Raw genomic sequence first — 15,104 nt, 5'->3', positions numbered from 1 at the left:
ACATTCGAACAGGGAGCACACGATGTTCAACTCAGCTAACGAAACCCACTTCAGCCTCAAGGTCGAAGACTACGTCGGCGACCTGCAAGTGCTGTCGTTCACCGGCACCGAAGGCATCAGCCAGGCGTATCGCTTCGACCTCGAACTGGTCAGCGAAAACCCGGATCTGGATCTCGAGCAACTTCTGCACAAGCAGGCGTTTCTCGCATTCGATCCACAGGGCTCGGGGATTCACGGGCAGATCTACCGCGTCGCCCAGGGCGATGCCGGCAAGCGCCTGACCCGCTACAAAGTGTCGATCGTGCCTCAACTGCAATACCTGCATCACCGCACCAACCAGCGCATCTACCAGCAGATGTCGGCGCCGAAAATCATCGCGCTGATCCTCGAAGAGCACGGCATCAAGAGCAACGCCTACTGTTTCCAGCTCAGCCAGCCCTGCCCGGATCGCGACTACTGCGTGCAGTACGACGAAACCGACCTGCATTTCGTCCAGCGCCTGTGCGAAGAAGAAGGCATTCACTACCACTTCCAGCACAGCGAAAAAGCTCACCTGCTGGTATTCGGTGATGACCAGACCGTGTTCCAGAACCTTGGGCAACCAACCGCCTACGTGCAGGGCAGCGGCATGGTCGCCGACGAGCCGGTGATCAAAGCCTTCAAACTGCGCCTGGAAACCCGCACCACGCGCACCACGCGCCGCGACTACGATTTCGAAAAACCGCGCCTGCAAATGGAAGCGGCGTACAAACCCGATGGCGACAGCACCGAACCGGATCTCGAAGACTACGACTACCCCGGCCGTTTCATCGACCGCGCCCGTGGCAAATTCCTCAGCCAGCGCGCCCTCGAACGGCATCGCGCCGACTACCGCCAGGCCGAAGGTCGCGGCGACCAGACCAGACTGGTCAGCGGCCACTTCATGGAAATGTCCGACCACCCGCGCAGCGAGTGGAACGACCTGTGGCTGCTCACCGAAATCTTCCACGAAGGCAAACAACCGCAAGTCCTCGAAGAAGGCGTGACCAGCGACACCACCGACAACAAAGACGATTTCCACCAAGGCTACCGCAACCGCTTCCTCGCCACCCCGTGGGACGTGTTCTACCGGCCGGCCCTCGAACACCCGAAACCGCGAGTGCTCGGCAGCCAGACCGCCATGGTCACCGGCCCCAAAGGCGAAGAAATCCACTGCGACCAATACGGCCGCATCAAAGTCCAGTTCCACTGGGACCGCGAAGGCCTCGCCGATGACAAAACCAGCTGCTGGCTACGCGTCTCCAGCTCCTGGGCCGGCGACCGCTACGGCGCCATCAGCATCCCGCGCATCGGCATGGAAGTCCTCGTCACCTTCCTCGAAGGCGACCCCGACCAACCGCTGGTGACCGGCTGCCTGTATCACAAGGAAAACCCGGTGCCGTACGCCTTGCCGGCGAACAAAACCCGCAGCGTGTTCAAAACTCTCAGCTCGCCAGGTGGCGGTGGGTACAACGAACTGCGCATTGAAGACAAGAAGGGTGCAGAGCAGATCTACATTCATGCGCAGCGCGATTGGGATGAAAACGTTGAGCACGATCAGAAGATTCGGGTCGGGAATGAGCGTCACGACACGGTGGTGAAGAACACCTACACCGAGCTGAAGGCTGAAGAACACCGCACGACGATCTCCGACCGCAAGGTTGAAGCGAAGCTGGATGATCATTTGACGATTGGGCAGAACCAACACGTCAAACTCGGTACGGCGCAGCTCACTAGCGTGGGGAAAGAGATTCACCTCAAGGCTGGGGACAAGATTGTTATTGAGGCGGGGACGGAGCTGACCATTCTTGGGGGTGGGAGCTTTATCAAGCTCGATGGCAGTGGGGTGACGGTGGTTGGGCCGGTGATCAAGATCAATGCGGGTGGCTCGGCTGGTTCCGGCGCGGGGATCGGGATTAAACCGCCGGTGCTGCCGGGGGCGGCGGATAAGGATAAGGCGGGGGGTTTGATGGGTCAGGGGGTGTTGGATGCACCGCCTGAGAGGGTTAAGCCGAAGGCTTTTTTTGTGTTTTCTGAGTGATGAGTGTCGTGATGACGACAAACAGGTACGTGAGGCAGATGAAGTGGTTTTCGATTGTTTTGTTGTGCTGGGGGATGACTTCGGGGGCCTTTGCCTCTTCGTCCAGCACCGCCCAATGCCCAAGTGGCAATTTTGCTGATTTCGTAAAAGTTTTTGCATCTGAGCCAGCGACACAGAAAGCGTTTATTGCGTCTCCTGTGAAGCATGTTCACGTGATAGCTGATGGGAAAATACCGAAGGTTGTCGAACGGAGCTTGGGCTCGATTTCCGCCGATGAGTTGAAGGTGCTGCTTCCGGAAAATGCTGCCAAATTGGATCTCACTATTGAAACCAAGGTGCCTGACAGGGTGGTCGTCCGAGATGAGGCGGGCCATTTTTTGAAGATTTTCGTCTTCAAACACAGTGATTGCTGGGCTCTGAGTCGAGTGGAGGACTGGGCAATCGATGCGGTGATGGAAGAGATCACTCAGTCTGAGAAACTAACGCCCGGTGAGCTGGAACTCAAAAAAGGCGTCATATTCGACAGGTTGGTCAACAAGGCGTCTCCCGAATCAGGAATCTATTTGTACGCTGCGGCATTGGATAGCTATTTAGATGGCGCTCGGAAGGGTTCGGCGCAAGCAGCATTCGCTGCCGCGGGGATCAGTCTTTCTGGACAAGCGCCACGCTTGGAGAATTCCAGAATACTAGCGTTGTTGATTCAAGCTTCAGAACAAGTCCCGGATGCCGGCTTGACTCTCGCAGATTTTTATTGCGATGAAGGCGAGTACGACGAAAATCACGGTTGTATTAACCCCAAAGAATCAATAGCGACATTGGAGCGTGCCGCCCGTCTAGGTTCGACTAACGCACTGATTCGATTAGGGGAAGTGTACGAAGCGGGAGCCCTCGTAGCTGCTGACTTGCCTCGTGCAATGGCGTGTTACCGGAAGATTCAGAAAACCGACCCTAAGACGGCTACCGCTTTGGTTGAGCGCTTGGCAGCCCGAGGCGTCGTCAGCGATAACTCTATTCAATGTTTTGAAGCAGGAAGCTTTTGATGAGCACAGGACTACTTGAACAAAGGCAGCAATATCGCACTGGTTACGAGTACGGCCCTTTCAAGGGCGAGACTGACCATGATAACGATGGCAAGAAGGAAATCGACTGCTCCGGGCTTCTGTATCGAATGCTGAAGGATGCGGGGTATACGATCCCTTACCTCACAACATCAGGGTTGAATACCGACACTACCTATTTTGATGTGATCCCGCTTGCGGAAGTACAGCCTGGCGATATTGCGCTGTGGATAAACTTTCATGGACACACGGGGGTCATCGAAGACATCTCCGGGTCGCCTGTTCGAGATAGGGGGAATTTCTTCGGTTCACAGTCTTCAAACGGACCGAAATCTGCCAAATATGGGGCGGGTAGTGGTTACTGGCCAATGCCTGAAAAGTTTTTACGCCCAAAGCCCCAATTCAGAGGCGCACAACCAGCCCCCGCACCCACTCCTGCGCCGGCCCCTGCACCGGCAGGCCCAGCTCCGCTGATGAGCTTCCAATATCCATTCAGAAAAGCTGACGGTAAGCAGTTTTCTGATGCGGATGAGATTTACAAGGCTCTCGAAAACGAGAGTGCCGGGCATTATTTGCTTGGCAGCAACAAGTTCTGGCACGGTGGCATTCACATCAGCAATGCCAGCGCTCCTCAATGCATTTTGAATGAACCGATTCGCTGCATGGCCGACGGCGAGGTCGTGGCTTATCGTCTCAATGAAGATTATTTGGAGTCGACCTTTGGTGAAAATGAAAAAAAACTGAAGTATTCCAATTCTTTTTGTCTTGTACGCCATGAGTATAAATCCGAGCCTAATCCTGAAGATGGGCCAAACAAGGGCAAGCAAAATAAGCTGACATTTTTCAGCCTTTATATGCATTTGCTACCTTATAAGCGTTATCCGCTGTCGGAGGAGGAAATTCCTAAGCCTAAGGTGACAATGCAGGTTGACGACTTTAAAGCCTATGATAGTTTTCCCGAAGCATCCGGCTGGCCCTCTCCAGGAAAGTTGACCCGCGGGACCAAACTTGAAGTGTTGGAGGAAAAAGCCGCAGGGGATATTACCTATGCCAAGGGTAAGATTCTTTCGGGAAGCGTCAAGAACAACGCACAAAAAGTACGCTTGTCAGGCAGCGTGGTCTGGTTTGCTTACCTGAAAAATAGTGAGCCATTTAAGAACTCGCAGCAAAAGCGTATATGGCATGCTGACCTGATTCCCGAGCGTAATAAACCAAAATATTGGCAAGGGAAGGTAAAAGGTACTGCTATCAAAAAGCTGGATCTGTATCAGGACCCGGCTTTACCGCAGAATGGACAGCCCGCAGGCCCCAGAAAAGGAACAATGCAGCTTAATCCGGGAAGCGTTGTTGAGTTTGAAAGTAAAGATGTATTGAACCTGACGGTGTCGGGAGCCACCCGACGAATGGCGAAATGCACGAAAATCAGTGGCGACCTTGCGGGCGCGGGTGAGGTGATAACTAGTTTTTGGGCATTCGTGGAAAATGAATTTGTCGCTTGGGATGTCATTCCAACAAGTTTTGATTCCGTCGAGCTCACGGGTACAGGGATTAAGGCTGGCGATCCGATTGGCTATCTTGGGCTGACGGAAAATTTGTCTGGAGAGGACGGTAATGTTTCAAGCAAGCATCAGGTTCATGTCGAGATCTTCACCGCGGAAACCCATGTAGCGGAATTTTTGAAGAATAGCGCGGGATTGAAAGTTGGGAAACAATATCTTCACTTGTTAGCGGGAACAAATCTGAAAAGAAATGCACCAGCGACAAATTTGACTCCGCTCAAGAAAGCGCATGCCGTTGATCTGAACAAAACCCGCGCCATCAAAGAAGGCGCCGAGGACTATTATCAGGTTTCCATCATCGAGGACGGCTCGCCCTTAGCCGGGCTTGTAAATAAAAAAGAAACAGAAATCATTTCGCAGCACGACTGGGGGAAACTTGGCTTCATTATTGTTGAGGAAGCAAACGCAGCGGCAGATGGATTTCTTGATCCGGATAGCATGCCGCAGTTCTTCAAAGATCTATTCCTGAAGATGGATACCAACGACGATAAGGAAGTTGATCCTGCAGAGCTTGCCGTTGCATTGAAAACTGCAGAGACAAGAGCGAGCTGGGCCAAGCTGATCGCGCGTCATCCTACGGAATGGAAAGAGGAAGCAGATGCTGCCAAATGGAATCGACTTGGTCTAATTTTAGAAGACACTCCGAAAACCTTGAAACACGAAAAAGAACGACTCACTAAGTATGTGTTTTGGGAGGATCTGAAAGACAAGGCCGCCATGAGTACGGACTTGGTTTGGCATTTTCATCCTATTGAAATGCTTAGTAACTTCATGAGTCGTTCCGAGTTTATAGATGTCGAGCGGTTTGTAGCCATGTATTCTGAGCAACATGCTTCGTTTCAGGTTGATGCGCCTCCGTTTTCTGCTGCGTCCAAGTCCAATTTGCGTAAGATCGCAGAAAATATTAATAAATATCTAGACAAAACCAAAGAGGTTTATACAGTCTATGAATTGTCATATATGTTCGCGACGGCGCGTCACGAGGCTTACCAATTTATGATTGCTGAGTATTTTAGCGCTGCCCCGGAGTATGGGCCGGTTTCCTATTTTGACAAATATGACCCTGTGCTTGCAGATACCGCAACACGCAGACAAACTGCGATCGGCAACGGTAATACGGTACAAGGGGACGGTTTTAAATATCGGGGTCGTGGTCTCGTTCATTTGACATGGAAGAAGAACTATCAAAAGGCGAAAGATTATTTCGGAATCGACTTTGTCGCCCGTCCCGATGAGGCCGCTGGGTTTGAAAATTCTGTGCCGATTATGATATGGGGCATGAAAGAAGGTATATTTACAGGGAAAAAACTTGGCGATTATGTAAATAATAGTGCCAAGGACTATGAAGGGGCGCGAAAGGTAATCAACGGTTCCGACCAAAAAGCGTTGATTGCTAGTTATGCTGTGAAATTCGAAGCGATACTAAAGGCCACGTCAATTGCACCGGAGACCAAATAAGTATGAATATTAAGTTGCCTGTAGGTTTAGCTGTCGTAACTTTCGTGCTAGCAGGTTTCGCAGTCGCCGAGCCGCATGACGTGTATTCAGCCGATGTTGACGCCCAGTCTCTGACCGTTACTTGGTCAGGTGGTAGCAAAACAATAGAAGGCGTAGTCGGGAGTCAAGGCGAAACAACTAGGGAACTGGTTGAATTTAATGGAGGTAAGGCTCTCCATTACGAAAATCTGGCGTCGCGTGCTCCTTTTGAAGCCTATTTTACGTTAACTAGGCATGGTGCGGATGTTCTCATAGATTGCGTGTATACAAATATTCGGAACGAGCAGAATGGAGTTCTAATAAACAAAGCCGTTTGTGGCTTGGATCGCCCATTAGCTGAAGAGTATGAGGAAGCAGTTTCTGAATTTTCGGATCAGTGGAAAAACTTGACTAGCAAGGTTGTTATAGCGCCTTTGTTGGCAACGCCCCCGGTATTGGTAGAGGTTGAAGACTCGGCTTTTGGTGGGGTGAAGTTATCTCGAACCTATCATTCTCCCAATGACCTAAAGTTCTTGCGTCCCGAAAGCGTTGTAAAGAAAGACAAAGTCAGCCATTCCTTTGGTGATAACTACGTATTTTCCGTTTACTCGCCTGGCGATTTAGTCAGTCCGCTTTATCTCGATGTGTCTTCTGGAAAGCTTGACAGTTCATTCGTAAGATATGATCGGGCTGCTTTAAATAAGCTGTTCTGATCAATTCTTCTGAACTCAAAGAAAGGGCGGATCTGTTTGGTGTGCAATGCGAATTCTGTCTAGATTGCGAAGGCAAACAGATCTGTTCCGTTTATTCACTGGCTTAATCATGGCAGTGGCACTTACAAAATAAGAGCGATTTTCGTTACCAAGCCAAAGTCGGCACGTTTGAAGAGTTGCAACTGTCTGCGGCGATGGATTCGTTGATCCGCAGGTTGTCAAAAAAACGTAAAGCGTCGCTCCCGGGTCTTTGGGTAATAAATATTTCCAAGCAATGCATCACCCGATTCACCAAACGCAAAACCTGAATGACTCAAGGATGAACACAGTGAACCGTTTTGTTTTAACCCTGCTCGCCGTACTGCTACCGGCTTCAGCTGCCTATGCGCAGGACGACTGCAGCCAAGTCACCTCAAGTCTGGAAATGGTGCCGTGCTCGGAGGCGGCGAAGAAGGCTGCCGATGCGCAGTTGAATGTCAGTTACAAGCAGTTGATGACGCGGCTTGAGTCTGACTATCGAGCAGATCCGGCATTGGGCGCGGAGTACGCCGCGAAGGTCAAAGAGTCGCAACGTGCGTGGTTGAAGTTGCGCGATGCGAACTGCCCTTTGGAGGCATTCGAAATCGAGACGGGGATGCCGGCGCATGTGTTCGCCGTTAACTCTTGCATCGCCAGGATGAGCCGAGAGCGTTCGGCGTATCTGGACAAGATTGTGCCTGCTTTAGCATCCGACAAGAGCGCTTCGACGGCGCCGGCCAGCGGCGCTTGTCCTTCGGAGGAGTTTCCTGCTTTCCTGACAGCGTTTTCCGCCAATAGCGAATCACAACGCCGTCTCACCGCAATGACGGTTAAGTCGCTGGTGTTGAAACCGGTAGCTGGGAAGGATCGAAGCACCTTTGAGCCTTCGACCTCGGGTGTTAGTGGAACAACGTTCACCTATCCGCTGATGGCTGCAATCACACCCGGCAAGACACCTGGAGTCGAGATCGAAGAGGTCGATGACAGTCACGTCAACGTTGTGGATAAACGGGCGGGTAACAGCAATATCAAGATCTTCAACTTCTCTCGTCAGGCATGTTGGGTGCTTGAGGGGGTTGAGGATTGGTCGATTAGTGAGAAAGACTTGGTAGTGGCGAGCAAGCCCAAGTTGAGTGTTGAGGAGAATTTCTGCCGCCAACGTGCCAACGCCTTCGGTAATTTGGGAGGACTGGAGCAGTACCGTCTCACTGCAGAGCTTTTCGAGGCGTCACTGGAAAATGACCTTTGCGCAGCGCGTTCCGGAGATCCGGAATCCAGTTTGAGTGCAGCAAGTTTGAGCCTTTCGGGCATGGCGCCGCAGTTGCCAACGGATAAATTGGAGGCGTTGATCAAAGCTGCAGCGGCTACTTCGCCCGAAGGCGCACTGATGCTCTCGCTCTATTACTGCGACGGCAACACATTGGCTGGAACAGATTCATGCCAACATCCAGCGTTGGCTGAAGAATCAATGATCCGGGCTGCGACCATGGGCAGCGTCCACGCGTTGGGTGCTTTAGGCTCCGCTTTCGAGCGGGGGGAACTGGTGACCAAGGATTTGTCCCGTGCTTTGGCCTGTTATGAAATGGGCGCGGCAAAGGGAAGTAAAGGATCGATCAATCGTTTGGATGAGTTAAAGAAAAGCTCCACCACACCAATCAAACCCAGCTACTGCTACTGACAACCCCCGAAACCCTACGCATTCCTTTAAACTCCCCACCCCCAAGGAACGCGCTCAGGACACGGAATGCCAGCCCCTACTTCCTCGCTTCGCCCTGCGTTGGTGCTTTGGCTATATGCCGCTGCGATCACCCACATCCTCGCCGGTCTTACCCTGACCTGGGCTGGTGACTCCGGCTTTCTCGATGGCTACCTGCAAGTCCTCGAACTGTCGTTCTGGGGCACCGATGCGGTACCTGTCGCCGGCCACGAACAACAAGTCTGGTGGCTCGCGCTGTTTGGCGCGACGCTGCAGAGTTATTCGCTGTACATGCTCGCATTGGTGCATCTGGGCAATCGCCTCAAAGTGCCGGCAGTCTGGGGATGGTTGATCGCCGGCATCCTGTTATGGGCGCCGCAGGACATGTGGCTCTCGGCGCAACAACAGGTCTGGTCGCACGTGTGGCTTGATGGTTTTGCGCTGTTGGTGTTGTTGCCGCCGCTGTTTTGGCTGTACAGACATGACCGTCTAGGGAGGGAGTAACGGCGTGAAAGTATTTTCGTTTCTTCTCGGTTGCTTGATCTCTGCTGCTTCATCCGCATTATCTGCTGGAGAAACGTGCAACCCAGACAGCTTTTCCAATCCGGACTTGATCATTTGCGGTCAGCAGAATTTCGAGAAAGTCGATGGTGTCTTAAACGAGCAATACAAAAAAGCGCTGTCGACGCTGGCTCCTGCGGAGCAAAGCCATCTGAGATATGTGCAAAAGAACTGGGTGCGCTTCAAAGAGTCGTTTTGCGAACAGCTTTATCAAGCCGCGTTGCCGGGCGCTGAGGCGCCAATCGAGAGGCTTGGGTGTCTGGTGCAAACGACCAACGCCCGTTTGGGTGAATTGATTGCTCTACAGACGGGCTTACCGCTGGACGGTTTTTACAAAGCGGCATCCGCGATGGCAGGGAAGGATCGTGAGAGAGATTTAGCGGCCACGATTGAGCGGCTGGGAGGGGATCAGTTCGATGATCCGCTTTGGAAGAAGTACGCAGATGGGCATTGTGAGATGGCTGGCCGTCTGTTGCGTGAAGACGTCGGCAACTGCGCGGTGAGGATGCGCTTTCAATTACCCATGAACCGCTAAGGAAATGATCGGTTTGAAATCTTCCTCTGCGTTTATTTCTGCGCTTCTTCTAATACCGCTGACTGCCATAGGTGAGGTTACCACCGAGGTTTCCTGCTTCCGTTCGTTGGAAGGCAAGAACATCAATTTCGAGTTTCGATCGTATTACGACACCGTCTCACGGTGGAGCGGAGCAGGGGTTAAGTACACGAAGTCCCGAAAGGTCATTCCCCTTGTCTATCGAAGTGCTGAAGAGGAAGTCATGGCAGAGGGGCGGCCTTCTCAGTTCACGACAACTTGGGTGGAAGTGTCCGAAGACTCGCTGACAGGCGAATACGAAATGGTCAGCCAGGGTGCTCGAATTTACGGGATGACTTACACGAACTACAAATCCGGAAAGAAGTATTCATTTGATCAAGACATCACCATGGATGCATCTCCAGAGACAGGCTGTCGGTGGTGAGCCAGGGATCATCGAGAAATGGGACTCAACGTCCCCTTTTTTCATCCGCTAATCTCGCTAAGGCTTCGCCGCCACGCTTCGCACTTCAATGTGATCAAGCGTCCCTTCCGCCATCAATCTCACTCCGTCCGCCATTCTGCTCAATGCCAGTGCAACCGAGCGGCGTGAGCCGTCTATGTCGTCCGCAAGATCCGCAGCGATGATGCTGATGGACAGCAGATCTTCCGAGGCATTGGCCAGGAGGGCTTCGGCATCGATGTCCGGGTTCAGGCTGAACAGGCCTTCACGGCGTGGGGCCTGAGGGAGGTCGGATTTGCCGAAGTGGTGATCGGGGGCGCGTTCGGCGGCTTCATGTAGTTTTCTTGAATCGAAGGATTCGTAGGGGGAGGTGTCCTCAGTGTTGGCAGTTGAATTGGTCATCGGTGTAAATCCCTTGGAGTAAGAAGAAATTGCTCCCGAATTCGGACTTGCACATCCGGTCACCGAATACCCGATGACGCAGGAAGCCTATCGGTGATCTTCAAGCTTGACTAGTTCATGGACCGCCCCGCACTTCGCAGGAAATTTCCCATAGATTCGCGGGGCGGAAGATCAAAAGATCGCAGGCTTCGCCGGCTCCTACAGGGATGTGTTTCAACAGGTGTAGGACGTTGCTTGCGGAATCGTGACTTGGCGGTCATCGTGCAGGAAATGGTCCGCATCCTCTTCCAATAGAGTCAGATACTGGCGTTATCGTCCGAATCCCTTAAACTGCCCCGGCCGTTCATTTTCCTTTTGAGGCTGTGCGCATGAAATTTCGTTTTCTTCTGTGGATGATGGGTTTGTTGATGGGTAAGGCCAGCCGGACAAATCCTGCGTTCCAGCAGCAGTTGGGTGACAAGGATCTGGTGTTTCAGTTGCAGACGCTGGATGGGAAAGTGGCGCGGCATTTCGTGGTCAAGGATCAGCGCATCACCAGCAAGTCTGGCGTGGTGGCTGAGCCGGCGTTTGCGATTGCGTTTAAAGATGCCGGTTATGGCTTTGCCACGATGCAGGCGAAGAACAAGCAGTTGGCGTTTATGCAGGGGATTCAGGACAAGTCGATCCAGCTTAAGGGCAACCCTGCGCTGGTGATGTGGTTTCAGGGGTTGATGAAGTATTTGAAGCCGAGGAAGGCTAAGCCTAAGGCTTGAGCCGAGTCTTGATGAGAAGAGCTTTTGTGGCGAGGGAGCTTGCTCCCGCTGGGCTGCGGAGCGGCCCCAAATCCTGAAAGCCGAGTTTTGCCTGACACACCCTGCCGGCTGGTTTTGCGACTGCTGCGCAGTCGAGCGGGAGCAAGCTCCCTCGCCACAGGGGTTTCGCTGAGTTCGTTGGATTGGGGTGGATTCTTCGCGAGCAGGCTCGCTCCCACAGGGATTTTGGTGATCCTTGGGGGAGCGGGCCTGTTTCGTTTTAGGCCTGGCTGAACTGCGAGGCCAGTTCGCGCAGCAGGACTTCGGCTTCGAGGACTTTGCTGACGACGTCATTGGCCTTGTCGCGAGTCAAACCCACACGCTCAAGCAACGCATCCGGAATATCTTCATCCGGGCCAGAGCCAATTCCGCGACTGCGCAGCAGGCGCACGGCCAGGCAGACGAGGTTCGGGTATTCGGCGTATGCGCCGTCGTAGCTTGGGTCGTGCTGGAAGCGCAGGGCGGTGGCCAGTTCGTCCGGCATGTCCCAGTAGCGCATCAGCCACGAGCCGATCTGTTCGCGGCTGATACCGAGCAGATGTTGCTCGATGTAGCTGTGGCACAGGTGCGGGTTGACCTCCAGGTGGCGGCAGATCAGCGAGAAGTGCGGTGGGAACACGTGGGCCAGCAGCAGGTAACCGAAGTTGTGCAGCAGGCCGGCAAGATAAGTCAGGCCGGCTTCCGGGCGCTGGGCGCGCGGCATGGCGCGGGTCAGGCCTTCGATGACGGCGGCGGTGTAGATCGACTGCTGCCAGTACGGTGTGGTGTGTTGCGGGTGGTCTTTCGGCAGGCTCAGGGTCTTGCCGAGGGCCAGGCCCAGCGCCAGGTTGATCACCAGATCGAAGCCCAGCACGCGGACGATCGCGTCTTCCACCGAACGAATCTTGCCCGGCGAGGCGTAGTACGGCGATGCCGCCCAGCTCACCACTTGCGCGGCCAGCGCCGGATCGGTTTCAACGACGCCGGTGATGTCGTCGATGGTGGCATTCGGATCAACGCGCAGCTTGATGATTTTTTGCGCCGTTTCGGCCAGCGGTGGAATCTCGATGGTCGCTTCCAGACGCTGCTGGATACGCCGCGCAGTGAACGCCTGCACGGCCTGGGTGATCTCCTCGCGGTCATCGTCCGGGCGGTCGAGGTTGGGGCGGATGCTGCTCAGGGCTTCGCCGAAGTTGGCGGCGCTAGCTTTGGTCAGCATGCTCTTGAAGGCTTCGCTGGTGATTTCCAGCAGCAGGCCCGGCTCGCCGGAGTTGATCAGCAGCTTCGGCTCGCGCAGCAGGCTTTCCTCGTAGAGGCACGGCGAACTGGTGAGCGCCGGCAGGCCCGGCAGCAGGCTCAGGTTGTGTTTGCCGAGCATCTTTTCCAGACGCTCGGTGGACACGGCGGTGAGGCGGCGACCAGTGAGTTCGGCGAGGCGATTGAGGTCGAGCAACTGGCTCTGTGGAAACAGCACCATCAGCGCGCCCACGGCGTCATCCAGCAACACGGCCTGGACCTTGCGTGAAGCATTGAGGCCGTGGTGATCGAGCACTTCTTCGTAGGCGATACCCAGCTTGCCAAGCAGCAGCCGAATTACAGACGGCGCGTGCGGGAGTTCGGGGGCGAGAGCTGCGTCAGTCATGGTCTGTATCCGTTTTTGAAACAATGGCAGGAGTATAACCAGCTCTGTAGGAACGATCCTTCACAAACTGCGACGGTGCTCACACTTGGCCGTATTGCTGCCCATGCCGCAGCCAGCGGTCGAGCAACGGGCTGACGTGGGTCGGCCAGCGCTCCAGCAAGGCCTGGGCGGCATCGCGCACGGCGGGCAGTAAATCGGCGTCGCGCATCAGGTCGGCGACCTTGAATTGCAGCAGGCCGGTCTGGCGGGTGCCGAGCATTTCGCCGGGGCCGCGCAGTTCGAGGTCCTTTTCGGCGATGACGAAACCGTCGTTGGTCTCGCGCATGATGCCCAGGCGCTGGCGGCCGATCTGCGACAGCGGCGGATGGTAGAGCAGCACGCAATGGCTGGCGGCACTGCCCCGGCCGACGCGACCACGCAACTGGTGCAGCTGCGCGAGGCCGAGGCGCTCGGGGTTTTCGATGATCATCAGGCTGGCGTTGGGCACGTCGACGCCGACTTCGATCACCGTGGTCGCGACCAGCAGTTGCAGGTTGCCGGCCTTGAACTCGGCCATCACCGCAGCCTTTTCGACCGGCTTCATGCGCCCGTGGATCAGCCCGACTTTCAATTCGCCAAGGGCGGCGGTGAGGTCTTCGAAGGTGGTTTCGGCGGCCTGACAGGTCAGCTCTTCGGACTCTTCGATCAGCGTGCATACCCAATAGGCCTGACGCCCCTCGGCACAGGCGCTGCGCACTCGTTCGATGACTTCGACGCGGCGGGTGTCAGTGACCAGCACGGTGTTGACCGGGGTTCGGCCGGGCGGCAATTCGTCGAGGATCGAGGTGTCGAGGTCAGCGTAGGCGCTCATCGCCAGCGTCCGTGGAATCGGCGTGGCGGTCATGATCAGTTGGGGCGGGCACATGCGCCCGCCGACGCCTTTCTGCCGCAGCGCCAGACGCTGTTGCACGCCGAAGCGGTGCTGTTCGTCGATGATCACCAGCGCGAGGTTCTTGAACTGTACTTCGTCCTGAAACAGCGCGTGGGTGCCGACCACCATTGGCGTGCCGCTGGCGATCTGCTCCAGCGCGGCGACGCGGTTCTTGCCTTTGAGCTTGCCGGCCAGCCACGCGACTTCAATGCCCAGCGGTTCGAGCCAGCGCTTGAAGGTGATGAAGTGCTGTTCGGCGAGAATCTCGGTCGGCGCCATCAGCGCGACCTGATAACCGGCCTCCAACGCCTGCAGCGCAGCGAGGGCGGCGACCACGGTTTTACCCGCGCCCACGTCACCCTGAATCAGCCGCAGCATCGGTTCGTGCTGGCTGAGGTCGTAGGCGATTTCGTTGCCGACTCGCTGTTGCGCACCGGTCGGGTTGAAGCCGAGGTTTTTCAGGTATTTCGGTGGCAGTTTCGTGGCTTTCGGCATTGCCGGCGCGCGCAGTGAACGCATGCTTTCGCGCAGACGCTGCTGCGACAGTTGATGCGTCAGTAATTCTTCAAAGGCCAGGCGATGCTGGGCCCAGTGATGACCGAGGGCGAGTTCATCGACGTCGGCATCGGCGGGCGGGTTGTGCAGGTAGCGGATCGCATCGGCCAGCGGCGCCAGTTGATAGTCGCGGGCGAGCTCGGTCGGCAGCCAGTCGGGCAGGGTGCTTGGCTTGAGCAGCGTCAGGGTCTGCATGCACAACTGGCGCAGGCGCTGCTGGGTCAGGCCTTCGGTGAGCGGGTAGACCGGGGTCAGGGTTTCATCCACTGGCGGCGGTTCGTCGCCGGTGATCGCGCGGTATTCCGGGTGATAGATTTCCAGGCCCGAGGCGCCGGGCCGGGCTTCGCCGTAGCAGCGAACCCGCGTGCCACGCTTGAGGCCTTCTTTCTGCGCGTTGCTGAAATGGTAGAAGCGCAGACTCAGGCCGCCGGTGCCGTCCTGCAAGCGCACGACCAGACTGCGGCGGCGGCCCATGACCACATCGGCGCCGCTGACGGTGCCTTCAACCACAGCGTCCTGACCCGGCCGCAAAGCGCCGATCGGCACCACGCGGGTGCGATCCTGATAGCGCAGCGGCAGGTGGAACAGCACGTCCTGCAGATTCTCGAGGCCGACCTTGGCCAGTTTCTCGGCCATGGCCTCGCCGACACCCTTGAGTGCCGTCACCGACACTTGCGACAGCTCCGTCAT

At 55.4% G+C, this 15,104-nt stretch carries 12 protein-coding genes; 9 read left to right on the top strand and 3 right to left on the bottom strand.

The features are described 5' to 3' along the window. Nucleotides 1–22 precede the first annotated feature (22 nt). The 8 genes from tssI to AEQ63_RS24040 all read left to right on the top strand — a co-directional run bounded on the left by tssI (nucleotide 23) and on the right by AEQ63_RS24040 (nucleotide 10,117). Nucleotides 23–2,059, top strand: coding sequence for a type VI secretion system Vgr family protein (tssI, locus tag AEQ63_RS24075; protein ID WP_064365127.1), 2,037 nt, complete (start codon nucleotides 23–25; stop codon nucleotides 2,057–2,059). Between the two features lie 38 nt (nucleotides 2,060–2,097). Then, nucleotides 2,098–3,099, top strand: a complete 1,002-nt coding sequence (locus tag AEQ63_RS24070; RefSeq protein ID WP_152972410.1) for a sel1 repeat family protein — start codon at nucleotides 2,098–2,100, stop codon at nucleotides 3,097–3,099. Further along, nucleotides 3,099–6,134, top strand: coding sequence for a hypothetical protein (locus tag AEQ63_RS24065; protein WP_064365125.1), 3,036 nt, complete (start codon nucleotides 3,099–3,101; stop codon nucleotides 6,132–6,134). Before AEQ63_RS24070 ends, AEQ63_RS24065 begins: the two co-directional genes overlap by 1 nt. A gap of 2 nt (nucleotides 6,135–6,136) precedes the next feature. Further along, on the top strand, nucleotides 6,137–6,865 hold the full coding sequence (locus tag AEQ63_RS24060) for a hypothetical protein (protein WP_064365124.1): 729 nt from the start codon (nucleotides 6,137–6,139) through the stop codon (nucleotides 6,863–6,865). 328 nt (nucleotides 6,866–7,193) lie between these two features. After that, complete coding sequence (locus AEQ63_RS24055) at nucleotides 7,194–8,561, top strand: lysozyme inhibitor LprI family protein (RefSeq protein WP_064365267.1); 1,368 nt, start codon at nucleotides 7,194–7,196, stop codon at nucleotides 8,559–8,561. A 66-nt stretch (nucleotides 8,562–8,627) separates the two neighbouring features. Then, nucleotides 8,628–9,083, top strand: coding sequence for a hypothetical protein (locus tag AEQ63_RS24050; RefSeq protein WP_064365123.1), 456 nt, complete (start codon nucleotides 8,628–8,630; stop codon nucleotides 9,081–9,083). Nucleotides 9,084–9,087: 4 nt separating this feature from the next. Further along, nucleotides 9,088–9,675, top strand: coding sequence for a lysozyme inhibitor LprI family protein (locus AEQ63_RS24045; RefSeq protein ID WP_064365122.1), 588 nt, complete (start codon nucleotides 9,088–9,090; stop codon nucleotides 9,673–9,675). Between the two features lie 4 nt (nucleotides 9,676–9,679). Further along, a complete protein-coding gene (locus AEQ63_RS24040; protein WP_064365121.1) occupies nucleotides 9,680–10,117 on the top strand; it encodes a hypothetical protein in 438 nt (145 codons plus the stop codon). 57 nt (nucleotides 10,118–10,174) lie between these two features. On the opposite strand, the gene AEQ63_RS24035 is transcribed toward AEQ63_RS24040, so the two are convergent. After that, nucleotides 10,175–10,537 carry a DUF6124 family protein gene (locus AEQ63_RS24035; protein WP_064365120.1) on the bottom strand — a complete coding sequence of 121 codons (363 nt, stop codon included), beginning with the start codon at nucleotides 10,535–10,537 and terminating at the stop codon, nucleotides 10,175–10,177. A 368-nt stretch (nucleotides 10,538–10,905) separates the two neighbouring features. Here AEQ63_RS24035 and AEQ63_RS24030 point away from each other — a divergent pair, with 368 nt between their 5' ends. Then, nucleotides 10,906–11,289 carry a helicase gene (locus tag AEQ63_RS24030; protein WP_039757355.1) on the top strand — a complete coding sequence of 128 codons (384 nt, stop codon included), beginning with the start codon at nucleotides 10,906–10,908 and terminating at the stop codon, nucleotides 11,287–11,289. 259 nt (nucleotides 11,290–11,548) lie between these two features. On the opposite strand, the gene AEQ63_RS24025 is transcribed toward AEQ63_RS24030, so the two are convergent. Together AEQ63_RS24025 and recG are read right to left on the bottom strand one after the other, a co-directional pair. Continuing rightward, on the bottom strand, nucleotides 11,549–12,949 hold the full coding sequence (locus AEQ63_RS24025; RefSeq protein ID WP_042608106.1) for an aminoacyl-tRNA deacylase and HDOD domain-containing protein: 1,401 nt from the start codon (nucleotides 12,947–12,949) through the stop codon (nucleotides 11,549–11,551). A 79-nt stretch (nucleotides 12,950–13,028) separates the two neighbouring features. Further along, complete coding sequence (gene recG / locus AEQ63_RS24020) at nucleotides 13,029–15,104, bottom strand: ATP-dependent DNA helicase RecG (protein WP_064365119.1); 2,076 nt, start codon at nucleotides 15,102–15,104, stop codon at nucleotides 13,029–13,031.

This window comes from Pseudomonas sp. RIT-PI-o (assembly GCF_001297215.1).
Lineage (GTDB): Bacteria > Pseudomonadota > Gammaproteobacteria > Pseudomonadales > Pseudomonadaceae > Aquipseudomonas > Aquipseudomonas moraviensis_A.
The sequence above is the reverse complement of the archived record's forward strand: the minus strand, read 5'-3'. Positions and strand labels throughout refer to the sequence as shown.

Bases quoted from the DNA above. Each gene is read 5' to 3' on its own strand.
- AEQ63_RS24065 (WP_064365125.1), top strand. From the start codon at position 3,099: ATGAGCACAGGACTACTTGAACAAAGGCAGCAATATCGCACTGGTTAC.
- AEQ63_RS24050 (WP_064365123.1), top strand. From the start codon at position 8,628: ATGCCAGCCCCTACTTCCTCGCTTCGCCCTGCGTTGGTGCTTTGGCTA.
- AEQ63_RS24040 (WP_064365121.1), top strand. From the start codon at position 9,680: ATGATCGGTTTGAAATCTTCCTCTGCGTTTATTTCTGCGCTTCTTCTA.
- AEQ63_RS24025 (WP_042608106.1), bottom strand. From the start codon at position 12,949: ATGACTGACGCAGCTCTCGCCCCCGAACTCCCGCACGCGCCGTCTGTA.
- AEQ63_RS24060 (WP_064365124.1), top strand. From the start codon at position 6,137: ATGAATATTAAGTTGCCTGTAGGTTTAGCTGTCGTAACTTTCGTGCTA.
- AEQ63_RS24030 (WP_039757355.1), top strand. From the start codon at position 10,906: ATGAAATTTCGTTTTCTTCTGTGGATGATGGGTTTGTTGATGGGTAAG.
- recG (WP_064365119.1), bottom strand. From the start codon at position 15,104: ATGACGGAGCTGTCGCAAGTGTCGGTGACGGCACTCAAGGGTGTCGGC.
- AEQ63_RS24035 (WP_064365120.1), bottom strand. From the start codon at position 10,537: ATGACCAATTCAACTGCCAACACTGAGGACACCTCCCCCTACGAATCC.
- AEQ63_RS24070 (WP_152972410.1), top strand. From the start codon at position 2,098: ATGAAGTGGTTTTCGATTGTTTTGTTGTGCTGGGGGATGACTTCGGGG.
- tssI (WP_064365127.1), top strand. From the start codon at position 23: ATGTTCAACTCAGCTAACGAAACCCACTTCAGCCTCAAGGTCGAAGAC.